At 30.2% G+C, this 24,868-nt stretch carries 21 protein-coding genes and 1 other RNA gene; 4 read left to right on the top strand and 18 right to left on the bottom strand.

The genetic code is table 11. The annotated features are described in order from the left end of the window. Positions 1-6 precede the first annotated feature (6 nt). From ACWPW7_RS10500 to glyA, 10 genes are all read right to left on the bottom strand, one after another. Positions 7-915: an AEC family transporter gene (locus tag ACWPW7_RS10500; RefSeq protein WP_454053475.1), complete on the bottom strand. Its 909-nt coding sequence runs from the start codon at positions 913-915 to the stop codon at positions 7-9. A gap of 31 nt (positions 916-946) precedes the next feature. After that, complete coding sequence (orr, locus tag ACWPW7_RS10495; protein ID WP_454053474.1) at positions 947-2,017, bottom strand: ornithine racemase Orr; 1,071 nt, start codon at positions 2,015-2,017, stop codon at positions 947-949. Then, positions 2,014-3,342 (bottom strand): GlmL-related ornithine degradation protein, encoded by a 1,329-nt coding sequence (locus ACWPW7_RS10490; RefSeq protein WP_454053473.1) that lies wholly within the window; start codon positions 3,340-3,342, stop codon positions 2,014-2,016. Before ACWPW7_RS10490 ends, orr begins: the two co-directional genes overlap by 4 nt. A 203-nt stretch (positions 3,343-3,545) precedes the next feature. Beyond that, a complete protein-coding gene (gene oraE / locus ACWPW7_RS10485) occupies positions 3,546-5,723 on the bottom strand; it encodes a D-ornithine 4,5-aminomutase subunit OraE (RefSeq protein WP_454053472.1) in 2,178 nt (725 codons plus the stop codon). Continuing rightward, entirely contained in the window at positions 5,723-6,085 is a 363-nt protein-coding gene (locus tag ACWPW7_RS10480) for an ornithine aminomutase subunit alpha (RefSeq protein ID WP_291568145.1), read from the bottom strand. Before ACWPW7_RS10480 ends, oraE begins: the two co-directional genes overlap by 1 nt. 20 nt (positions 6,086-6,105) lie before the next feature. Further along, positions 6,106-7,518: a 2-amino-4-oxopentanoate thiolase subunit OrtB gene (ortB, locus tag ACWPW7_RS10475; protein ID WP_291568142.1), complete on the bottom strand. Its 1,413-nt coding sequence runs from the start codon at positions 7,516-7,518 to the stop codon at positions 6,106-6,108. A gap of 48 nt (positions 7,519-7,566) precedes the next feature. After that, on the bottom strand, positions 7,567-7,860 hold the full coding sequence (gene ortA / locus ACWPW7_RS10470; RefSeq protein WP_454053471.1) for a 2-amino-4-oxopentanoate thiolase subunit OrtA: 294 nt from the start codon (positions 7,858-7,860) through the stop codon (positions 7,567-7,569). Positions 7,861-7,972: 112 nt separating this feature from the next. Continuing rightward, the gene (gene ord, locus ACWPW7_RS10465; RefSeq protein ID WP_454053470.1) at positions 7,973-9,019 is read right to left on the bottom strand and encodes a 2,4-diaminopentanoate dehydrogenase; all 1,047 of its coding nucleotides are present in this window, start codon (positions 9,017-9,019) and stop codon (positions 7,973-7,975) included. Positions 9,020-9,758: 739 nt separating this feature from the next. Then, positions 9,759-11,126, bottom strand: a complete 1,368-nt coding sequence (locus tag ACWPW7_RS10460) for a sigma-54 interaction domain-containing protein (protein WP_291568136.1) — start codon at positions 11,124-11,126, stop codon at positions 9,759-9,761. Positions 11,127-11,146: 20 nt separating this feature from the next. Continuing rightward, entirely contained in the window at positions 11,147-12,379 is a 1,233-nt protein-coding gene (glyA, locus tag ACWPW7_RS10455; protein WP_454053469.1) for a serine hydroxymethyltransferase, read from the bottom strand. A gap of 329 nt (positions 12,380-12,708) precedes the next feature. Here glyA and ACWPW7_RS10450 point away from each other — a divergent pair, with 329 nt between their 5' ends. From ACWPW7_RS10450 to ACWPW7_RS10435, 4 genes are all read left to right on the top strand, one after another. Continuing rightward, on the top strand, positions 12,709-13,014 hold the full coding sequence (locus ACWPW7_RS10450; RefSeq protein ID WP_454053468.1) for a transposase: 306 nt from the start codon (positions 12,709-12,711) through the stop codon (positions 13,012-13,014). 14 nt (positions 13,015-13,028) lie between these two features. Next, positions 13,029-13,964, top strand: coding sequence for an IS3 family transposase (locus tag ACWPW7_RS10445; protein WP_454052549.1), 936 nt, complete (start codon positions 13,029-13,031; stop codon positions 13,962-13,964). Between the two features lie 361 nt (positions 13,965-14,325). Further along, positions 14,326-15,096, top strand: a complete 771-nt coding sequence (locus tag ACWPW7_RS10440; RefSeq protein WP_291568132.1) for a threonine/serine exporter family protein — start codon at positions 14,326-14,328, stop codon at positions 15,094-15,096. After that, positions 15,096-15,542, top strand: coding sequence for a threonine/serine exporter family protein (locus ACWPW7_RS10435; RefSeq protein WP_291568131.1), 447 nt, complete (start codon positions 15,096-15,098; stop codon positions 15,540-15,542). The genes ACWPW7_RS10440 and ACWPW7_RS10435 overlap by 1 nt, the downstream gene beginning before the upstream one ends. Before the next feature lie 475 nt (positions 15,543-16,017). Here ACWPW7_RS10435 and ACWPW7_RS10430 read toward each other — a convergent pair whose 3' ends face one another. The 8 genes from ACWPW7_RS10430 to ACWPW7_RS10395 all read right to left on the bottom strand — a co-directional run bounded on the left by ACWPW7_RS10430 (position 16,018) and on the right by ACWPW7_RS10395 (position 24,820). After that, positions 16,018-16,587, bottom strand: coding sequence for a DUF3867 domain-containing protein (locus ACWPW7_RS10430; RefSeq protein ID WP_454053467.1), 570 nt, complete (start codon positions 16,585-16,587; stop codon positions 16,018-16,020). Positions 16,588-16,670: 83 nt separating this feature from the next. Next, a non-coding RNA gene (gene ssrS / locus ACWPW7_RS10425) (6S RNA) lies at positions 16,671-16,851 on the bottom strand. 136 nt (positions 16,852-16,987) lie between these two features. Continuing rightward, entirely contained in the window at positions 16,988-18,775 is a 1,788-nt protein-coding gene (gene aspS / locus ACWPW7_RS10420) for an aspartate--tRNA ligase (RefSeq protein WP_454053466.1), read from the bottom strand. Between the two features lie 20 nt (positions 18,776-18,795). Continuing rightward, positions 18,796-20,049, bottom strand: a complete 1,254-nt coding sequence (gene hisS, locus ACWPW7_RS10415) for a histidine--tRNA ligase (protein WP_454053465.1) — start codon at positions 20,047-20,049, stop codon at positions 18,796-18,798. A gap of 15 nt (positions 20,050-20,064) precedes the next feature. Beyond that, positions 20,065-21,441 carry a coproporphyrinogen III oxidase gene (locus tag ACWPW7_RS10410; RefSeq protein WP_454055493.1) on the bottom strand — a complete coding sequence of 459 codons (1,377 nt, stop codon included), beginning with the start codon at positions 21,439-21,441 and terminating at the stop codon, positions 20,065-20,067. 94 nt (positions 21,442-21,535) lie between these two features. Next, positions 21,536-22,144 (bottom strand): MBL fold metallo-hydrolase, encoded by a 609-nt coding sequence (locus ACWPW7_RS10405; protein WP_454053464.1) that lies wholly within the window; start codon positions 22,142-22,144, stop codon positions 21,536-21,538. Between the two features lie 11 nt (positions 22,145-22,155). Continuing rightward, positions 22,156-22,611, bottom strand: a complete 456-nt coding sequence (gene dtd, locus ACWPW7_RS10400; RefSeq protein WP_454053463.1) for a D-aminoacyl-tRNA deacylase — start codon at positions 22,609-22,611, stop codon at positions 22,156-22,158. Between the two features lie 19 nt (positions 22,612-22,630). After that, positions 22,631-24,820, bottom strand: a complete 2,190-nt coding sequence (locus ACWPW7_RS10395; RefSeq protein WP_454053462.1) for a RelA/SpoT family protein — start codon at positions 24,818-24,820, stop codon at positions 22,631-22,633. Between the last annotated feature and the right edge of the window lie 48 nt (positions 24,821-24,868).

Here is a 24,868-nt window from a genome sequence, read left to right as displayed (position 1 = left end):
ACTCCTTTATATTACTGCTATAATGATTACTGGTATAGTTATCATAGAAATTAGTGTGCTTATAAAAACTGCTTTAGAAGCATAACTAGCATCTTTTCCGTATCCATTAATAATGATTGGTGCTAAAGTTGCACCAGGCATTGCCTCTATTATAACACAAATTTCCATTAAACTATTATCTATTCTAAAGGTTTTCATTACAAATAAAACTATAAATGGAACTAATATTAAAATATTAAAACTTCCATAATATAAAGATAAATCAGAAAATAAATCTTTTATCTCAACTTTAGATAACATAGAACCTATTATAATCATAGAAATAGGGGTAGTCGTATTACCTAAATGTTTAACTCCATCCTTAATTGGTAATGGTAAATCCAATGGTGTAATAAAAAGAATAACCCCAATTAAAACTGCTATCATTGATGGATTAGTTATAGCTTTCTTGAAACTTCCCTTTTCATTATTATCTAAAAGTCTTACTCCTATAGTCCATAGAAATAAGTTAAACCCCATATTAAACATAGCAGCATAAAACACTGCAATTGGACCTAAAACACTATTTAAAATTGGATATCCCATAAATCCTACATTAGAAAAAGTAGTTACAAATTTCAAAATACCTTGTTTTTCACTTTTATTTTTTATATATAAAAGTTTTGTAACTAATAAAAGACTTCCATGTATTACAATAGAATAAATTAAAATTTTTAATGCATTCCCTAGAAGTTCTTCACTATAATCAATATTAAAAGAAGTAACTATAAGAAAGGGTAAGGTAATGTTAAGTAATAATTCGGACATCCCTTTCTCTACCGTTTTATTTATAAATCCTTTTTTAGCTCCATAATATCCCATAAGCATCATAAAAAATAAGGTTAAAACTTGATTTATTATTTCAATATTACTCACATAATTCCCACCATTTATTTCATATTAACTTTTATTCAATATAGTATTTACTTACATAAGCTGAAGTCATTGCTTGCAATAAACATCCATATTTTACATCAAACTCTACAATATCTCCAACTCTATAGTCATATTCACACTCTGTTATATCTAAAATTAAATGATCACTACTCGCCCCTAAAATTTTCATTTTTTCATCTCTAGGCCCCATAGCATCCATTTTAATGTCTTGTCTACCTACTGCAACTATAGCTCTTTTCCTAATTCCAAGATCTTCAAACTCTGGCACTTCCCCAAAAGCATTTAATCCTATCGTACCTATAGGTATAGAAGGTTTGCTTTTCACCTCAACAATTTCTGCTTTTAATGTAAAAACATCACTGTAAGTATTAGGTATTCTTTTTGCAAAAGAAGATTCTGTACCTAAAAGTATACCTTCTCCAATTCTAAGCTGAGTAACTCCTTTTGGAATTGTACCATCCATAATCATATAAAGACTGCTAGAGTTTCCGCCTGAAACTATTGGAAGATTTATATTTAATGTCTCTTCTAACATTTCTTTCATTTTAATAAGGTTTCCTAAATTATTTTCATCAGCTAATACTCCACCATAGCAAGTTAAATTAGTACCTAATCCAACTAACTCTATATTAGGTAATTTTATTATTTCCTTTACTGTATCTAAAAGATCTTCTTCAAATATCCCTTCTCTTAAGTCACCTAAATCTATCATAAGTATTATTTTATGATTTTTATTTACACTTTCAGCTGCTTCTGAAAGCTTTTTAATAACTTCAAGCTCAGAGTTTAAACTTATATCAGAATACTTGACAACATCTAAAGCTTCACTTCCCATAGGAATTCTCACAGTATATTTGATACATTCTAAATGTTCCGAATTTTTTAGATTTAAAAGTCTCGCATCACCAACATTCTTAAGTCCTGCTTCTACAAGAGCTCTTGTTATTGGTTCTTTTGCACAATATCCTTTTGTAATGCCAACAACTTCAATATTATGTTCGCCACAGATATTCATAATAGTCTGAACATTGTGCTTTATTTTTGGTAAATTTACTTCTATACATGGATAATTTTTTTTCATATGCCTAAACTCTCCTTTAATAATAAACTAGCTGCCTCTTTATCTTCTATAGATAAAACGCCTGCACAAGCCATTATATACATATTATCTAAAAGTATCTTAGCTCCAACCTTAGGGTACATAGTTAAATCTTCATTTAAAGCTCTAACTTCACTTAAAAAATCTTCTCCATTTGGAAGTCTTGTAAGTGCTCCACCTGTTCCTACAATATATTTAATCATAGACAAGTCCTTACCATAGGCTAAAAAGTTTTTTCCTGCGCCATATACTCTTTTGATATGGCCAACATGTCTTTTAATGGCGGTATCTACTGCTTTTTTAGTTAAAATTCCACTCCATTTTTTATCTTCATCTTCTGTTGGTATAGGTTTTATATGGGATTTTATTTCCTCTAAAGATAAACCATTTCTTTCCCTTTCATCTAAAAGTTCAATAACATTGTCACTGTTTATATATACACCCAAGTCTCCTTCTACAGTTCTCTTAGCTTTAGGTTCTGGAGTTACCAGTATATCTAAAATCTCAGCTGAACCTTCTGTTACAGAATGCACATCTGTAGTTGCTCCACCTACATCAAAAACTACTACATCTCCCATAATATCATAAATTAGCTTTGTAGCCTCCATTACAGCACCTGGTGTTGGCATTATAGGGCCATCTACCATTTCTTTTATTTTTTCCATTCCTGGTGCTTTAACAATATTTTTTTCAAAGGCCTTTTGAATCATAGCTCTAGCTGGTTCTACATTAAGTTCATCCACTCTAGGATAAACGTTATCAATTATATAGAGTTCTTGATTTTCAAATATATCCTTAATCTCCTCAACATTTGCTATATTTCCGCAGTAAACAATAGGTATATTTAGCTGTTCATTACTCAGTAATTCCGAATTATAAAGTGCCGTCTCTCTTTCTCCATAGTCGGTTCCTCCTGCAATCATAATAAGATTGGGTTTAATTTCTTTAATTTTTTTAATATCGCTTTTTCTAAGCTTTCCTGCTGTTACCATTTTTATAATTCCACCAGCACCTAAAGCTGCCTCTCTTGCTGCCTTTACTGTCATATCCTCTACAAGTCCATGAACAGTAATCTTGAGCCCTCCTGCAGCACTGCTAGTTGCCAGCATCTTTTTATATTCGACATTTTCCCCAACTTTTCCTTCTATTTCTTCTAATGCTTTTTTTAAGCCTATTGTTACATCTCCATCTAATACTGTAGTAAAGTATTTACCTTGTCCTATTATTTCTACCCCATTCTTAAAATTAAAAGCAGTAACTAATGTTGTAGTACTTCCTATTTCTGCTACTAAATAATCAACTTTCATAATAATCCCTCCTAATATTTCAATTCACAATTTACAATGCAAAATTCATAATTATAGTTGAAATTAATTTCTTTCAATAGATTTTGTAGCGGCGAACAGTGTTCGTCAGTTATCTACTGAAATAATTTATGTACTTTTAAATTAAAATTATAAGATTTTATTTAATTAAAGGCATACATGGTTTTATGTATGCCTTTTTAATATTATTCTTCTTTTTTCATTAGAGTTTCAATTATAAATGAAGCTACATCATTACCATGGGTTCCTCTACCAAAGCCTGCATCCATACCATTTGCTTTTGCAATTTCATCACTAACCTGAGTTCCTCCAGATACTAATATAAACTTATCTCTTACACCTTTTTCTATACAAAGGTCATTTATTTTTCTCATGTTTTTAATGTGTACATCATTATGAGTTATTATTGTGCTTGCAACTATAGCTTGAGCTTTAGTTTCTATAGCCGCATCTATCAATTTTTCTACTGGACAAGAGGTTCCAAGGTAAATACATTCTATACCGTATCTTTCCATACCTCCATGTTTAATATCTATAATTTCTCTTAGCCCTACAGAGTGTTCATCTTCTCCAACAGTAGCAGCTACTATTTTAACTGGATTATTTTGAACGTATTCCTTCATCACTCCATCACTTAAAAGTTGCTTTTTCTCTGGAACTTTGAGCTTACTCTTATCAATTTTAAAGGATACTCTTCCTTTTATTTCAACTAATGTACCTTCTGCTTCTTGCATTACTTGTTTATGAATAACCTCAACATCAGTTAAATTCATATTTTTCCCTATTTCCAGTGCAGCAGCTTCAGCTATTCTCTCACTTTCAGGTAAGAATAAGGTTACTGATACATATCCATCTTTACTCCACTCAACTTCAGGGGTTATAGTTCCATCTTCTTTAACTTTTTCCATTCTCTTAAAAACATTGTCTTCTTCATCTAATTCATCTATATATTGAATTTTATCATGATTACAAAGAGTACATTCTTTTATAACATCACAAGGTTTATTATATTTTTCTGGAACATTATTATATCCAAAATGAGCACAAACCGGTGCAAAGTAATCTTCATCTCTTTTAACTACTGTGTCTACACCAATACCTCCATCAATCTTTCTTGCTATACCATCGCTATTTCTAGCTGGATACTCTCCTGAATCAACGAAGAATCCTTTCTGAACAGCTTCAAAATAGCCACCATTCTCAATTATTTCCTCTAAGAATAGTATTGCTCTTTCTTTAAGTTTTCTAACCTTCGCTGGCAAGTACCCATCTTTTTTAAGCTCGACCATATCCATTAAACCATCCATACCAATTAGTGCTTGTTTTGCAGTATTGACAGCATGAATATTATTATAATGCCAAGGTACATTTCTTCCTTCATCAGGAGTTATTGTACTTTGAATATCTACTGATGTAAGCTTAGAAATTAGTAGATTTAAACTATGAGTAACAGTAGCTTCTCTTGTACATGAATCCATGTATTTAGTATTCATTTGAGCTCTCATTTTATAGTTTCTAAATAAATCTCTAAGGGCTACAGCATATGGAAGGTCATATGTTAAACAAGGTGCTGGCGGTGCTGTAGGAGGAACTGTTGAAAGTGCAATATTTTCACTCTTCATTCCTACCCTTTCAGAATACTTAGAGTTAATAGCATGCTGAACCATAAGCTCTGGCATTACATTATATCCCTTCATAGCAGTTGCATTAGCATTATGTGCTCCATCTATTTGAACAATATCTCCCCATGCCATAAGCTTTTTAGCTACTGCTGCATCTACAAAGGAACGAACCATATTTATATTTCTATATAACACATTATATTGAGGGTCTTGGTGTGCTCCATTTACTCCTTCCTCTGCAAACATAACCGCAATATCTGGCCCTGCTACACCAGATACATAAGAGTGAAAGTTTATTTCTCTTCCTACTTCTTCCTCAATTAAATCTAACGCTTTTCTTGTAGCTCTAACTTCTTTTCTTGTAATTGGAACTCCGCCTATACCTTCTGGTGATCCTTCAATTAATCCATCGTAATGACTTTGTCCAGCTGTTCTTATAACCATTATATGATCAGCACCGTGCCAAGCAGCCATTCTCATTCTTCTTATATCGTCTTCAAATCTACCAGAGGCAATTTCTGAAGTTATAACTGGTATTGGTTGAGGGTCTATATTTTCAAAGCTTCTTGCTGATGGTAAAGCTCTACTTTTTTTAAGGGGAGCAGAGATTTCTTTATATTTAAATTCCCCAACATTTCTATCATATTTTTCTCTCCAATGCCATCCTCTTCTTTTAGGCTTATATTTATCTAAATCTTTAAGAATTTCTTCAACATTTATTTTTTTATTCTCTTGTAGCACTACTTATCCCCCCTAAAAAGTTCAACTACTTCATTCCATCCTTTTCCTTCCCCCAGTATGCGTCCTGCATTTAAATAATCAATACCTTTAAGTTCACTATATTTTAGAACTACATTTCCCATACCTTTAGAAAGTAGATTTACCTTAGTACCTTCTATAACTATTTTAGAAGCTTCTATACTTGAAAATCCCATTCTAAGTAATACAGAACGCTCTATTGATGGAGAAGTATGGTTATGAGCAAGATCTACTAATGGATTAACTATCTCTTCTGTTAATGACCAAAATCTTTCATATAATTCTTCATCACTTAGATTCTTTAAGTGTTGCCTTCTTAATTGAAAATCATCTTCTCTTTTCACAAAAGTTCCCCCCTAGACTTTTATTTTATATATATTCCCTCGTGAGATAAAATGTCTAACATTTGAATTTTGGATAATTTAGTTTCACTACATAAAAATTCTACATCCACTATATCTAGCATATTTTTTTCTAATTTTTTCAAAGTATTCTTTATCAAAGATTTTCTATAATTATTTAAATCTTTTTCTTTTATTTTTAAATCCTTAGGATGCTGTGGTAAAATCAGATTTTTCCCTGCAATTTCTTCACTTGGATCTCCTATTAAAATTTCTATACCATTATCCTTAGCAAAAGTAAGTTGAGGCAATATATGTTTCCCTGCACCTGTATATTCTGTTTCCTGTACTACAATTATTGCATCATCCTCCATATCTTGAGCTAATACAAAGGCTGCTGCTAAAGATGTATTCCCTGCTGGTCCTCTCTCTAATCCCTCAAGCTGTGCTAAAAGTTCCGTCATATAGAAAATTTGTCCCTGTGATATAGTTACATATCTATCTAAATATCTAAGTGGTCTTGCAGCACTTCTTGGCACATCACTTCTATCAGGCCACACCATAAAAGGTATTCCAAAGCCTGTATGACCTGTAGTGAAAGATTTTTTATTAAAATCATTATCACTTGCCATATGAAGACCTTCCAGATCTGCTGATGCACCTATTATTTTTGTATATAATGCTCCAGCTTTTATAAGTCCTCTAGCTGTACCTGTAACATTTCCTCCTCCAGCATGAGTTGCTACTACCATGTCAGGATCTTTTCCAAACCTTTCTCTACACTCTGTTGCTATTTCATATCCTAAAGTTTCAATGCCTGCAATACCATAAGAAGAATATAAAGAAGCATTATAGTATCCTGTTTCTTCAAGCATGCTTAGGAAAGTGTAAAATAGTTCAGGACCAACAGTAAGCTGCATAACTTCAGCTCCTAAACAGTCACATTTTCTTCCTTTTTCTATTATTTCAGGCTGTCCTATTTTTTTTGAATCGTAGCACTCCTGTACTATAATTGCCTTTAATCCATGAATTGCAGCTTGAGAAGCTACTGCAGCACCATAATTTCCTGAAGTAGCTGATGCTACCCCCTTATATCCTCTTTTTTTCGCATCATAGACAGATACACTTGCTCTTCTGTCTTTAAAACTGCCAGATGGATTACAACTCTCATCTTTCACAAAAATTCTTGCTGCTTTCCCACTTTTAGAAACTTTCCTTGCTAGATTAGTGATATTTTTTAGTTCTAGTAAAGGAGTATTACCAACCCCTACTTCTCTTTGGATTTTCATAATATCACTTAGAGAATATCCAATATCTCTCATCATTCCTTCATAATCAAAAGAAATAACTCCAGTCTCATACTTTAAGAAATCTATTCCTACAGATTCAATCATTATTTCATTTTTTCTAGCCATTAAAGCTTCATATTTATTCACAATTATCACCTACTTTAATAAAAAACTTTTCTATACATTATTTACACTCTACTGCTCAAATAATATTTTCTTTGCTTGTTTTCCTATATAAGAAATTTCTTCTACATGTCTTCCAAAATCATGATTATAATAAGGTTCTACTTCTACTACTACTCCACTAACGATTCTCCCTATAACAGTTTCTATTTTAACTTCCTCACCTAGCTCACAATCTTCTAAAACATGTCCCCTTACCCACATCTTAAGAGGAGTACTTTTAGTATCCTCTGGTATGGATTTAGATCTATCTTCTATAGATAAAACTTCACTAATAATCTCAACGTAGGTACCTTTCTTAATCATAAAATCACTACCTTTAAAAAAATTTTACTTATGAATAATTATTTACAATAATAAATAATTAGAAAATTCAATTAATTTCATTTATATATTTTCAGCATTCAATTATTTAAATCTATTGTCTATAATAATTAACTTGATCACTAAAGCTATTTTCTATAGCATGTGGAAGTGGTAAATCTATCATCGTTTTAAGTCCTGAAGAAGCTGCTATAACCTGTGGAATCATATTTATGGCCATTGCCATTGTTCCTATTCCACCTGGAGTTTCTGGTTTAATTGAAAGATGTAAATCAGCATCTCCATATACATCAATATAATCCCCTGTATCAATAGCTTCACATTCAGGATGAATTTGTTGAGGATGTTCCAATGTAATAACAGCTTTTCCATCTTTATAAGCTGTAGCTATATGGTTACATCCTGCAACCATACCTGGTTCAACCACTACGCATGATGTTTCCCTATGTGTATTAGATATAATGGGCTCTCTGGTCTCAACAATTTCATCATACTCAAGTCCTAATGCCTTAGCCACCATTGGAATGGATTGAGCAAAGCCTATGTGACCAACTATAGAGCCATTTTCAAGTCCAGTTTCAAACTGTTCTAAAGTTGTACCTACACCTTGAGTTCTCATAACTGTAGCACCAAATGGAGATAAATCATTAATTCTTGCAGCTTTTATTGATTTTACACTTCTACATCCAGCAGATAGCATTATTATTAATGAATCTAAAACAAAACCTGGATTTACTCCTGTTCCCAAAATTGTTACATTATTTTCTTTAGCTAAATTATCCATTTCTGAAGATAGCTCAGGCTCAATTACGTATGGATATGCCATTTCTTCTGCAATTGTTATGCAATTTTTTCCACTATTTACAATAGTTTTTATTGCTGGAAATACGGATTTCACAAAAGAATCTATAGCTAATATAACTATGTCTGCTTTAACATTATTTATAACTTCCAATTCATTTTCAGATATAGATACAGATTTTTTCTCTAATCCTAAATATTCTCCTAAATCCTTCCCAATTTTATTTGGGTCTTTATCTATTGCACCTACTACTTCTATTCCTTTCTTTCCTAATGCCATCTTAGCCATTCCACTTCCCATAGCACCTAATCCCCAAAATATTACCTTAACATTTTCCATATATAAATCCCCTCCTATAATTAATAAAATTTTTAATTATATAACTAAAATTTAAATATTAGGATCTAAAATAAAATAACCAGTCAAAGATATAGTGATATTCTGTATCAAATAAGGAGGCAAGTTCTTCTCATAATTCAGTTATGAGCAAGCTTTAATTACATAGTATGATGCAAAATAAACTAGCATATTGACTAGTTATTTTTTGAAGATGCCTTACGTTATAAGGTTCCTTAATGAAAATTTAACTCATGCATGATTTTAATTTCCATAACAAAATTTTTTACCTTAAATTAAAAATTAAGAATAAAAGATGAAAAATTATGGTTAAAGCTCCACCATCAAAGTCGTTGGAGTTTTTTAAAATAAATTTTGTTTTTAGAAATTCACTAGAGGTGAATTTCATCCTAAATTTGTATTGTTAATTATTAATCCTTAATTTTCAAAGAGTTAAACTATTTTTAGAAAATTTATTTTTAACAGTATATTTTAAATTTTCATGCTAGATCCTTATATTTAAACTATAGCAATTACTGTGCCAACTTATTTAGTAAAAAAAACGTATTTTACTAGTAAAACACTAAAAATTGATCTATTTTTCAATAATAATTTCAATTTTCTGAAAATATTTTGCATTAAATGCAAAATATTTTTACAAGTTATTTCTTGCAAACATTGCCTTAATGGTATCGTTAATAAAAAAACAAGCTGAGTGCAAATATATTTGCACTCAGCTTTACTATTTATCTAATAAATTATACTTTTTTAATTTATATTGCAAGCTTTGACGAGAAACTTTTAATTCTTTAGAAGTTTTAGTTACATTATAGGAATGCTTTTTAAGACATTTTTCAATAATTTCCCTTTCTATAGAATCTAAATAATCTGAAAGAGGTATATCTCCATCGTAAGATGTATTATCATAAGCATCACCATATTGAACTATCTTGTTTTCAAAAAACTCTTTGGTAAGTATTTCGCTGTCATCTATCATATTTATAGCAGACTCAATAACATTTTTTAACTCTCGAATGTTTCCAGGCCAATTGTACTCTAAAAATTTCTCTATAACTTCCTTATCTATAGATTTTACATTCTTAGATAGAATTTTATTATAGTAACTTAAAAAGTAATAGGCTAATGACTCAACATCCTCTTTTCTTTCTCTTAGTGGAGGTATATCGATTCTTAGTACACTAAGTCTATAATAAAAATCTTTTCTTAGCTTTCCTTCACTTATTAACTTTTCAGGTTCTTCATTTAAAGTAGCTATTATCCTAACATCAATGTCAATAATTTTATTACTTCCTAAAGGTCTAATATAGCCATCTTGAAGTACTCTTAAAAGTTTAGATTGTAAATATGGCTCCATAGAGTTGATCTCATCTAAAAGCACTGTACCTTGATGTGCCTCTTCAAACAGTCCTTTTTTATTTTCTGCACCAGTAAAACTTCCTTTTACTGTACCAAATAACATTCCTTCCAACAGTGCACTTGGTATTGCTGCACAATTTATTGGAATAAAAGGTTTGTCCTTTCTTATTCCACCATAATGTATGCTTTGAGCAAAAACCTCTTTTCCCGTTCCTGTTTCACCATATATAAGTACTGAAGAATTAGAAAGACTAGCTCTAACTGCTTTATTCACTTCATTTCTTATCTTTACACTATCTCCAATAATATTTTTAAATACATGATGTTCTTCATATTTATTACTATTATTTTCAAGCTTACATACCTTTTCATTTAGTTTTCTAATTTGAGTCATATCTCTAGCAATTTCTATTGCTCCTATAACATTATCATTTTGAATCACAGGAATAGTAGTATTTATAGAAGTAATATTTTTTCCTTCTTTGCTAGAATAATGTTGTATAATATCTCTATATTGCTTTTTTTCTTTTAAGGCATTCATAAGAGTTGAAATATCTTCCATACCTTTTAGATATTCATAAACTTTTTTCCCAAGGACATCTTCTTTTTTAAAACCCTCAATCTTCGCCATAGGATTGTTATAATATATAGTTTTTCCTTTGTTATCTACAATATGAATTCCTTCGTTGAGATTTTCTATTAAACACTCTAAAATATACTCACTTTTATTCATATTAATATAACCTTACTTTACTAATATAATGGGCATTTTTTACAAAGTTCATGTACTTTTGCTTTTACTGAACTTAAATCTCCTTCTCTATTGTCTATAGCCTCATTTATAAGTCTTGCAATTTCTCTCATTTCTTCTTCTTTGAAACCTCTAGTTGTAACTGCTGGAGTACCTATTCTTATTCCACTAGTTATAAATGGACTTTTAGTTTCAAATGGAATAGTGTTTTTATTTACTGTAATTCCAATGGAATCAAGAAGTTTCTCAGCATCCTTACCAGTTAATTCTTTGTTAGTTAAATCTACAAGCATAACATGGTTATCAGTGCCACCAGAAACTATTCTAAATCCATACTTAGTTAATTCATCACTAAGCACTTTAGCATTCTTAACTACCTGCTCCATATAATCTTTAAAATCTTCTTCCATTGCTTCTTTGAAACATGCTGCTTTAGCTGCTATTATGTGCATTAGTGGTCCCCCTTGCATTCCTGGGAATACAGATTTATCTAATGCTTTAGCAAATTCTTCTTTACATAAAACCGCTCCACCTCTAGGACCTCTTAATGTTTTATGAGTAGTAGTAGTTACAAAGTCTGCATATGGTACTGGTGATGGATGTAAACCTGTTGCTACAAGACCAGCAATATGTGCCATATCTACCATAAAGTAAGCTCCTACTTCATCAGCAATTTCTCTAATTTTCTTAAAATCTATTATTCTAGAATAAGCACTAGCACCAGCTACTATTAGCTTAGGTTTAGATTCTAATGCTAATTTTCTTAACTCTTCATAATCAATAGTTTCAGTTTCACTATTAACTCCATAAGAAATAAAGTTATATAATAAGCCTGAAAAGTTTACTGGACTTCCATGAGTCAAATGTCCTCCATGGCTTAAATTCATTCCTAGAACTGTATCCCCTGGTTTTAATACAGTTAAATAAACTGCCATATTAGCTTGTGAACCTGAATGTGGTTGAACGTTAGCATGATCAGCACCAAATAGTTTTTTCATTCTGTCTCTTGCTAAGTCTTCAACCTTGTCCACTACAAAGCATCCACCATAATATCTCTTATTGGGATATCCTTCTGCATATTTGTTTGTCAATACTGAACCAGCAGCTTCCATTACTGATCTAGATACAAAATTTTCTGAAGCAATAAGTTCAATATGTTCTTCTTGTCTTTGTTGTTCCTGGTTTATCATTTCAAGTAATTCTCTATCCATTTTTTCTAAATGAGTTAAATTCATTCCTTCCACGCCCCTTTTATTTATAATTAACTTGTAATAATAACTACTACAACTTAATTATAGTTTTTTATTGAATAATAATCAATAATAGTATTTATTTAACAAGGTTTGTTATAATATCAAATATTAAAAATATTTGATATTATATAACTTTTAAATTAACATCTATTAAATATATAAAATTAAGAAATAATACCTATAGATGTAGTATGACACCTATACAATTGAGAATTGACAATGGAGAATTATTTACTCATAGGCCCCTTTAGAATAGTAGACTCATAATTCGAATGGAATTATACTAGAGTTAATAGATGGGGGGGTGCATTATGAGTGAAAATTTTATTAGAAAATATACTGAAGAGGAACGAGTAAAAATTGTAGAAGAAGTTTTAGCATGTGGAAGTAACTCTTTAGTGGCAGCAAAGTACAATATACACAGTGGATTGATATCTAACTGGAAATGTAATTATAGAAGATATAAGCAAACTTTAAAGGCTAAAAATGCTAAGCAACCTAAAGATGACCAAATAATTATAGATTATAGAAAAGAGTATAAGAAAACGCAGGAAAAATGCAAAGAGCTTGAATTAGAAGTTGCTGTTCTTCGAGATTTATTAAAAAAAAAGAGATAAATGAAGAATTTGAGTTGCATTCTTATGCATCCGAATGGATTTCTACAGGTGCACCTACTAAAACTATATTACGAATATTAGGTTTAAAGAAATCTACTTATTATAAACACCAATTATTAATTAAAAGTGGAAATAAACCTTTAAACAAATCCGAAGGAAACATTCCAGGATATAGTTTAAATGTACATGGTGAAAAAATTTCTGATTTAGAAATTCAAAAATATATAATGGAAATAAAAAAGGATGAAGTAGGACAGTTTTATGGATATAGAAAGGTAAGAGTAGTTTTAAAAAGTAAATATAAACTAAAAATTAATAAGAAGAAAGTTTATAGACTAATGAAGAGTATGAGTCTATTAAACAAGAAAAAAACAGGCATTAAGAGATACTCTAAAGTGTGCAAAAATCACGTAATTACAGACTCAAATCAGTTTTGGGAAATGGATATGAAATATGTTTATATAGCTGAAACAAGGCAAATAGCCTATTTAACATCTATTATAGATGTATTTGATAGAAGTATATTAGCATATGATTTGTCACTTTCTCCAAATGCAGAACAGGCTAAAATTGTAGTAATAAAAGCACTTTATAATAGAGGTATCAAAGGAAAAACTTCGGAATTAATAGTTCGTACGGACAATGGATCACAATTTATAGCTAGTAAATTTGAAAAGCTATGTGTTCAAGAGAATATTACACATGAAAGAATACCTGTTCATAGTCCTAATTATAATGCTCACATAGAGTCATATCATAGATATTTACAACAAGAATGCCTTGCCGGCAGGCTGTTTAAAGACTTAGAGGATGCAAGTGATACTATCGAAAAATATGTGAATAATTATAATTTTAAAAGAATACATTCTTCAATTGGTTATAGGACTCCAAATGAATTCTATAATCTAACAAATAGTAATTTTAAGGATAATCTAGTAATTAGCATTTAGAGTCCACTTTTGGGGGGGCAATCCGTTTATACTTATCTTTTATAAGAGAAGTTCTCAATTGATTTATTATTTGAAAGATGCAGTCACTTCTTATAAAGTACTAGCAATACATTAATAGTAAACAATTAATTAAAGAAATTTCCTTAATTAAAACCAATTTCAACAGCATTATTAAATTTTAATTATTTTAAATTTATAATAACTGTTTAATCCTTATTTAGCCTAAGGTTCTCCTTTATAAGAATTTAGGTTATATTAGTTATAATTAAAATTTTCAAACAATTCTGCTTTGTATTGAATTTTATTTAATTTGATATATAATATGAAAGGCTGAGAAATTTTTGGTTAGAAAGGAGTAGCTATGTATACTGATAATATAGTTCATATTGCTGCAGATGCAGGGAAAATAATACTTGAGAATGGTGGAGAGACTTATAGAGTAGAAGAAACAATCTCTAAAATTTGTGAAGCCTATAATATCAAAACTGTAGAAAATTTTGTTACTCCAACAATTATAGTAATATCTATACTTAATGAAAATTCAGAAACGATCACAGTAGTTAGAAGAATAAAATATAGAACAGTTAATTTAAAAAAGGTCTCCCTAGTAAATGATCTATCTAGAAGTGTTTATACTAAAGCACTTTCCATGGATGATATTAGAAGTGAACTTAAGTATATAGATACAATTCCTAGATATAGTGATGAAATGACCACATTTATGTCAGGACTCAGTGCAGGTTTTTTTACACTATTATTTGGTGGAGCACTTAGAGATTTCGTAGTATCTGTATTTATAGGAATAGTAATTAGTTTAATTATTAGATTATTTAATAAATACCAAGTTAATAGCTTTTTTTCCAATGTTTGTGGAGGACTATTAGCTGCTTCTGTAGCTATAGTAATATCACACTTTTATCCTAGTTTTAATGTAGATACCATAATTATAGGCTCTATAATGCTTTTGGTACCAGGACTTGTAATTACTAATGCAATAAGAGATACCTTAGCTGGAGATTTATTATCTGGTATTTCTCGTTCTGTAGAAGCATTAATGATAGCTGCTGGTATTGCAATAGGTACAACAATAGGCTTTAAAATATGGCTCTATATTTTAGGAGGTGCATTATAATGTTAGCATATTTCTATGCCTTTATGAGTTCTTTAGGTTTTGGAATACTATTTAATGTTAGAGGTAAAGATCTATTTTTTGCATCTCTTGGCGGTGGAATTGGGTGGTTTTTTTATACTCAAATTCTCTCACTTACTAGTTCTGAAGTCATAGCATTATTTATCGGCACAATATCACTTAGCATACATTCTGAAATTTGTGCTCGTGTATTTAAAAACCCCGTTACCTTATATTTAATATGTGCTTTAATACCTCTTGTACCTGGTAGTGGTATGTATTATACCATATTTGAAGCAGTTAAAGGAGACTATAATGCTTCTTTAACAAAAGGAATTCAAACTCTATTTAATGCAGGATCTATAGCAGTAGCAGTAATGTTTGTATCAACTATAAGTAGAGTTATAATTGCATTGTCTGCAAAGAAGAAAAAAAGAAAAAAATCTTAAAAAAACTATGACTTAGTGCCATAGTTTTTTAATTTAAATTTTTTAGTCAATTTACAATATAGTAGCTTAATACTTAATAAATTCTAGATAAACTACCTAGAAAGTTAATGTATAGCTAATATAGCTACACCCTTGAGTATCCCAATTTACAACTTAAAATAATACACAATTCAAAATTCGTAATTCACAATTAAGGTTGAAATTAGTTTTGATTAAACTAATTTCTTTAATAGATTTTTGACTAGCAATACACTTGCTAGTTTTTTTATAAGAGGTTATGCAGTAACTTCAAAAATAAATCAATTCTAAATTTCTCAGCTTCTGCTGAGAAATATCCAAAATTGTGAATTTTGCATTGTGAATTGTGAATTGAAAAAGTTGTGAATTCAAAGTTCTAATTACAATATTAAAAAGCGTTAATTATTTTCATATATATTATATTTTAGAACTGGTATATCTATATATGTCATAAGCTTTAATAATCATATTCTGAAACATTTTGGCAAAGTGATATTTTTAAACTTTTTTCTTTAATGACTTTTTTGTAAGAACATAAAAATTCATTTAACTCATTATCTTTTAAGTTTATATTCTTGGGACTTTTTAATATTACTTTTTCTTCCTGAAGAATGATATCTAATGTGTTTAAGTCATTATGAATTTTATATATAGTTACTTGGCTAAGAGCTATCTTGTCTTTATATTTTTCATGAAAGCTTACAGTTTTTCTTATATCTTCATAATCCTTATTTAAGTTTCCTAAGCCTAAACCATTCATATCAACACCAAAGGATTTCATTTGATTTTCTAAATCTGATACATCTAAACCATATCTTTCCATAAGTTTTTTTTGTATATTCATAAGCTTTTCTTCAGATACATTATTCTTTTCCATATATTCTCTAAGACTCTTAGTAAATTCCATTATGTTTAAATCACCTTGAGCCATAGAGTAATATAATCCATAAATATATTGTTCGAACTTATCTAAATCCTTATCACTTGCTCTATTCTTTAATTCATTAAAATCAATTACATCACTCATTTTTACACCTCCAATAATAAGAATCTATAAAAACTTTTATTAAAAAAGGTTGCAATAATTGCAACCTTTTAAATTCTTATTAATTAATCCCCACCATGCCGTTTCCAAGGTATATTTGAACCCGTTCTCCCACGGGCGGAAATCTCCTTCATTGCTTCTGGTACCCGAGTCGTGCTCTAGTCAACACTCCACATGAAGAGTTAAGTTCCTATTGTATCAATGTTGGCTCAACATAGACCTATTCAACGCACACAGCAGGAGAAAAATTAAATATTTTTTACTTTGTATCTATATTATAAAACATATTTTTAAATTTTTCAAATAGTTCTAAGTTAAATTTAATAATATTTTATATTGTTATTTTACCTCTAAGCTTAACTATCATGGAAATAGTTAATAATTACTCTTCTTTTCTTGCATTTGTAGCTAAGGACAACTCATCTAATTGTTTTTTATCAACTACATTTGGTGCTTCGCTCATTGGGCAATAAGCATTTTGATTTTTAGGGAAAGTAATTACGTCTTTAATATTATCAGTTTCTGCTAAGAACATAACCATTCTATCAAGGCCATAAGCGAGTCCACCATGTGGAGGTGGTCCATATTTAAATGCCTCTAATAAAAATCCAAATCTCTCCCAAGCACTTTCCTTAGAAAATCCTAAAAGACTAAACATTTTTTCTTGTAGACTAGAATCATGTATTCTTATGCTTCCTCCACCTAATTCTTCTCCATTTAGAACTATATCGTAAGCTTTTGCTCTTACCTTTGATGGATTAGTTTCTAAAAGTTCTATATCTTCATCCATAGGTGATGTAAATGGATGATGAAGAGCTACATATCTTCCTTCTTCCTCATCGTATTCAACAAGAGGGAACTCCGTTATCCATACAAAGTTAAATTCCTTATTATCCTTTAGTAATTCAAGTTCTTTTGCAAGCTCAAGTCTTAGTGCTCCTAAAGATTGTAGTACTACACTATCTACATCTGCTACTATCAGTACTAAATCTCCTACTGTAGCTTCTGCTTTATCCAATATAGCTTTCATTTCTTCTTCACTAAAGAATTTAGCTATTGGAGATTTTATTTCTTCTTCTTTATAAGCTATCCATGCAAGTCCTTTAGCTTTATAAGTTTTAACAAATTCACCTAGTTTATCAATTTTTTTTCTTCCCATATCTGCTGAATTTTTAACAGTTATAGCTCTTACCGATCCGCCATTTTCTATAGCATTTTTAAACACAGCAAATTCAGTATTTTTAACAGTTTCTGTAATATTCTTTATTTCCATACCAAATCTTAAATCTGGCTTATCAGAACCATACTTTTCCATAGCTTCACTATATGGCATTCTCTTTATTGGAAGTGAAACATCTACGTTTTTAATTTCTTTAAATACTCTTTTAATTAATCCTTCATTAAGTGCAATGACATCATTCATTTCAACAAAAGACATTTCAAGGTCTATTTGTGTAAATTCTGGTTGTCTATTTGCTCTTAAATCTTCATCTCTAAAGCATTTTACTATTTGGAAGTACTTATCATAGCCTGATACCATTAGTAATTGCTTAAATATTTGAGGTGATTGTGGCAATGCATAGAACATTCCTGGATAATTTCTACTTGGAACTAAATAATCTCTAGCCCCTTCTGGTGTACTCTTAGTTAACATTGGAGTTTCCATTTCTAGAAATCCCTTTTCATCTAAATAGTCTCTAACAATCTTAGTTGTTTTATGTCTTATCATAAATATTTTTTGCATATCAGGTCTTCTAAGATCTAAATATCTATATTTTAATCTTATATTTTCTGAAGCATCTAAATCTTCTTTTATATATATTGGTGGTGTTTCTGACTCAGATAATATTTTAATACTTTCTCCCTTAAGCTCTATCATTCCTGTTGGCAAATTTGAGTTTGGCGATTCTCTTTTTACTATTTTTCCACTTACAGCAATACAATACTCAGATTTCGCAAGGTCTGCCTTCTCAAAAGCTTCTTTATTTATTTCTTCTCCAAATACTACTTGTAAAAGCCCAGTTCTATCTCTTAAATCTATAAAAACTAGACCACCTAAATTTCTTTTTCTTTGAACCCAACCCATTACAGTCACTTCATTAGATATATGTTCTTCTCTAAGCTCACCGCACATAATGGTTCTTTTAAGTCCGTTTAGTGATTCTCCCATGTCCATTCCTCCCATAAATTTTAATTATTATTTACGATATTAATTATCTCTTCTATTTTATCTAAACTAACTTCAAATTGTGCACCATCACTCATGTTTTTTAATCTGAAGCTTCTATTTTTGATTTCATCTTCACCTAATATTGCTGTAAAATTAGCAGTTATTTTATTGGCATATTTCATTTGTGCTTTAACACTTCTTTCAAGATGATCACAGTCACACTTTAATCCCTGTTGTCTTAACTTATGAATTAATCTCACTGCTTCTAATTTTCCTTCATCACCCATAGAACCTATGTAAACATCCATATAATTTGGTTTTGGAATTTCAATTCCCTTTTCTTCAAGAGTTAAAAGTAATCTTTCAATTCCCATACCAAATCCTACTGCAGGCATCTCAGGCCCACCAACTTCACTTATTAAATAGTCGTATCTTCCTCCACCACAAAGGGTAAATCCATTGTCCATAACTTCAAATATTGTCTTACTATAGTAATCTAAGCCTCTAACTACTTGAGGATTAACTTTATATTCTATACCCATAGCAGTTAAATAATTTTTTAATCTTTTAAAATGCTCACTACACTCTTCACAGATAAAGTCTAATATAATAGGTGCATCTGATACTACTTCTTTACATTTATCAACTTTGCAATCTAATATTCTAAGTGGATTTTTTTCTAGCCTTGTATTACAAGTTGTACAAAGCTCTTCTTTCTTTTCTTCTAGGAACATCTTTAAAGCTTCATTATACTTTTTCCTACATTCCGGGCATCCTAAACTATTTATGTTAAGTTCTAACCCAGTTATTCCAAAATGCTTATAAACATCCATTATTATACTTATTATTTCAGCATCTACAGAAGCTTCTTTTGCTCCAAAAACTTCTACTCCAAATTGATGATGTTCTCTAAGTCTTCCCTTTTGCATTTTTTCATATCTAAAAGCTGGAGTAAAATAAAACATCTTTGTAGGTTGTGTATCACTGTATAATGAATTTTCTACAAAAGCTCTAACTGTTGGTGCTGTACCTTCTGGTTTTAAAGTAATACTTCTACCACCTTTATCTTCAAAAGTATACATCTCCTTTTGAACTATGTCAGTAGTTTCACCAACACCTCTTTTAAAAAGTTCAGTGTTTTCAAACATAGGAGTTCTTATTTCTCTACAACCATAATTTGAAGCTATATTCCTCATTAAATTTTCTATATAATGCCACTTATAAACTTCATTTGGTAATAAATCCTTAGTACCCTTTGGCGCTTTTAAATCCATATTCACCCTCCTTTATTATTTATATATAGAGTTTAAAAGCTCTATCTTTTTTTCTATCATCTCATCAATTCTTTTTATATATTCCCTTACATCTTTAACATTTCCAAATCTTTCAATTCTGTTTTCATCTAAGAAAACTATTTTAGAAACTGCATCTGCACCTAGTGCTATTATAGTTTGTTTTTCTTCTATCATCTGTATGTTATAAATACCTTCTTTACCCTCTAGTGCATATCCTACATTTTCCATGTTTCCAACCATATTTTTTTGTCTATACATATAATAGGGTTTCATATTAAGTTCTTTGGAAAGCTTAACTGTCCTTTTATACATAGCATTCAATTCATCTTGCTCTGGAATTTCAAAACTTTTATTAATAATCATATTTTCATAAAGTTTAGACGCCCTTTTGATAGACATTCCATGTATGGTAATACTATGAGGTTTTAGCTTAAATATCTCATCACAGGTTTTCTCTATATTAAGTATATTTTCCCCTGGAAGCCCTACAATCATGTCCATATTAATATTATCAAAACCTAAATCTACTGCTAAATTAAATTTTTCAATTACTGAAGACACATCATGATTTCTTCCTATTAACTTTAAGGTATTATCATTCATACTTTGAGGGTTAATACTAATTCTTTGAACTCCATACTTTTTCATAGATAAAAGCTTATTTTCAGTTATACTATCTGGTCTTCCGCATTCTACAGTAAACTCCTTAATGTTTCTACCATCAACAAAACCACTATAAATATGCTTCATAGTTTCTTCAAAGTCTTCATCATTTACTGAAGTAGGTGTACCTCCTCCAAAATAAACACATTCTATTTTTAATTTTTTTTCTTTAATATAATTGCTTAATGCTTCTATCTCCAAATAAAGAGATTTTAAATATGGCTTTACTATATCTTTACATATTCCTATTGGATTCGATGTAAAAGAACAGTATGCACATCTTGTTGGACAAAATGGCATACCTATATAAATACTTATTACCTTCTCATCCTTATTTACTATATCTCTCTCCCATTTAGCTACATCTATACATAACTTAGCTTTCTCTTCTGAGGTTAAATGTCTATTTTGAAAGTCTCTTGTTATTTCTTCCTCACTATATCCTTTTCCTAAAAGCTCTAAGGCTTTTTTAGAAGGCCTTATTCCAACTAAAGTTCCCCAAGGCAGTACTTTACCTGTTTCTTCACTTAAAACTCTAAATACTGCCTTTCTTAACTCTTCTTTTAATTTATATTCTTTATTTACTTTCAATACTTTTATCTTATCATTACACTTTATATCTATTGATTCGTCATCAACTTTAATTTCAATATAAGGATTCTCATTAACAAATTCTATATCACTAAAGGGATAAAATAAATTTATCATTTGAAAAACATCATATCTAAAGTCTAAATTATTTAACTTTACTTTAATTACTTTGTCTACTTTATACAATTTTATCAAATCCTTTATAAAACCTCTATCCTTTAATAAAAGGATTCATAAGCTTTTCCTTTGCTAATGTGGAACTTGGTCCATGTCCAGGATAAACTACGATACTCTCAGGTAAAATCATTATTTTTCTCTTTATAGACTCCATTAATGTTTCATAATCTCCACCAACTAAATCTGTTCTACCTATTGAACCAGTAAATAACGTATCACCAGTGAAAAGATTATTATCTATTTTAAAGCAAAGTCCACCTGGAGTATGACCTGGGGTTTCAATACACTCTACTATAAAGTTTCCACATTTAATTTGGTCTTTTTCCTTTAAAAACAAACTTATTCCAGCAGCAATTTCTGCTCCATAAACATAAGTACCTCTTTCCATTAAAATATGATCTTTTTCACTTATGCCCACTTTACTATTAAAAATGTTATGAAGTTCATCAACACCACCAGTATGATCTAGATGTCCATGAGTTAAAAGTATATATTTAACTTCTGCACCTAAACTAATTATAGCTTTTTCTATATCATCAACATCTCCACCAGGATCTAGGACTACTGCTTCCTTAGTATCCTCATCCATGATTATATAGCAATTAGCGCCATAAATCCCTGCCACAACTCTTCTTATAACCATATTTTTCACCTCTAGAAATCTTTTTTACTTTCCAGTAATAATGTTACGGGCCCATCATTTTGAATATAAACCTGCATATCTGCTCCAAATTCTCCTGTTTGGACTTTATCTTCACCTAGTTGCTTTTTAAATTCAGAAACAAGCTCATTGTACATTTGTTCTGCAATTTCTCCACCTTGCGATTTCATAAAGTCTGGTCTTTTTCCTTTTCTACAATCTCCATATAAAGTAAATTGAGATATTAATAAAATACTGCCGCCTATATCTTCTACTGAAAAATTCATCTTATCGTTTTCATCTTCAAATATTCTCATTCCTAAGACTTTACGAACTATATACTCTATATCTTCCTTTGTATCTTCTTTACTAACACCTATTAGTACATTCAATCCTCGATCAATTTGTCCAATCACTTTATTTTCAACTTCAACCCTTGACGCCTTCACCCTTTGAACAACCGCTCTCATAACCTATCCATCTCCTCAATTAATTTTTAATTCTATAGACATCGTAAACTCCATTAAGACGTCTTATCTTTTTTTGAATTTCTACTAATTGTTCTGCACTTGTAATAGAAATTTTAATATTTATTATTACTTCTCCAGTTCTAGTAGCCTTAGCATTTACTGAATTTATTGAAGTTTTAACTTCATTTAGCAAGTTAATAGCCTCTGTCAATATGCCAAATCTATCTTCAGCCTTAATTTGAAGCTCTGTTACATATCTACCCGAAATTTTTTCACTGCCCCAGCTTACTTCTACAATCTTATTATCCTCACTTTTTTGAAGTGCAATAAGATTTTTGCAATCTTTTCTATGAACAGAAACACCCTTACCTTTTGTTATATAACCTATAATCTCATCTCCCGGTACAGGATTACAGCATTTAGCATATCTTATCAAAAGATTACTTTCACCTTTAACTTGAACTTGAGATGAACTGTGTTTTTTGTTTGAATTTTTATTATTATATTTATTTATTTTTTCTTCAATGCTCTTATTCTCTTCTTCTTGAGTTAAAGCTTTTTTAGATTCAATAAGCGGCTCTTTAAGCTTATTCACAATATTATTAGGAAGAATCTCATTCACTCCTAAAGTTGCATATAAATCTTCTAAATTTTTCAAATTATATCTTTTAAGAGTTTTTTCTAATGCCGATGATTTTATTAGCTCATTTACCATAAAACCTTGTTTTTTAGCTTCTCTTTCAAGGTATTCCTTACCTTTTTCAATACTCTCATCTCTTCTTGACTTTTTAAACCAAACCTTTATTTTACTTTTAGCCCTGTTACTCTTTGCAATATTAATCCAGTCAATACTTGGACCTTTAGAATTAGGTGAAGTTATAATTTCAACTATTTCCCCAGTCTTTAAGCTATATGTAAGCTGAACTATCTTACCATTAACTTTAGCTCCAGTACATTTATGACCTATATCTGTATGTATACTATAAGCAAAATCTATTGGTGTTGAGTCATGTGGAAGACTTATAACATCTCCTTTAGGTGTAAACACAAAAACCTCATCAGAAAATAAATCTATTTTAAACCCTTCCATAAACTCTTCAGCATCTGCAGTTTCTCCTTGCCATTCCAACATCTCCCTAAGCCAAGAAAGTCTGGATTCTAAGGAATCGTTATTGCCCTCTACTCCTTCTTTATACTTCCAGTGAGCAGCAATACCATACTCAGCAGTTCTATGCATATCATATGTTCTAATTTGAATTTCTACAGGTTTACCAAAAGGTCCAATTACTGTAGTATGTATGGATTGGTACATATTAGGCTTAGGCATAGCTATATAGTCTTTAAATCTACCAGGAATAGGCTTATACATAGTATGGACAATCCCCAATGAAGCATAGCAGTTACCTATATCATCAACTAATATTCTAACTGCTGTTAAATCAAATATCTGATCTATAGTTTTATTTTTAGTAATCATTTTTCTATAAATGCTATAAAAATGTTTAGGTCTTCCCTCTATTTCTGATTTAATTCCAACCATATCTAAATTAGATTTTAATTTAGATATAATATGTTCAATCTGTTCTTCTCTTTCTGCTCTTTTTTCTGAAATTAATTTAACTAAATCATAATATTCAGTTGGATTTAAATATCTAAGTGCTAAATCTTCTAGATCCCACTTAATTTTAGATATACCTAGTCTATGTGCTAGTGGTGCATAAATATCTAATGTTTCTTTCGCCTTTTCTCTTTGCTTAGCTTCAGGCATATATTTTAAAGTTCTCATATTATGTAATCTATCTGCAAGCTTAATTAATATAACTCTAATATCTTTAGCCATAGCAAGTAACATTTTTCTAACATTATCCGCTTGCTGTTCTTCTTTAGTCTTATATTTAATTTTTCCAAGTTTCGATACTCCTTGAACTAAGTCTGCAACCTCCACACTAAAAATATTGCATATATCCTCATAAGTATATTCAGTATCTTCAATTACGTCGTGAAGAAGACCAGCAACTATAGTAGATGTATCTAATCCTAGCTCTGCTAATATACATGAAACTTCTACTGGATGGATTATATAGGGTTCACCAGATTCCCTTTTTTGGTTTTTATGAGCCTCTACAGAAAGATTAAAAGCCTTTGTAACCAATTCTATATCTACATTATGACAATTATTTTCAATCTTATCTAATAATTTCTCTAGCATTGAGATTACACCCCTAAAACTAAAGGCTGGTTACACAACCAGCCACTA

This window comes from Clostridium sp. Marseille-Q7071, from assembly GCF_965112025.1.
The sequence above is the reverse complement of the archived record's forward strand: the minus strand, read 5'-3'. Positions and strand labels throughout refer to the sequence as shown.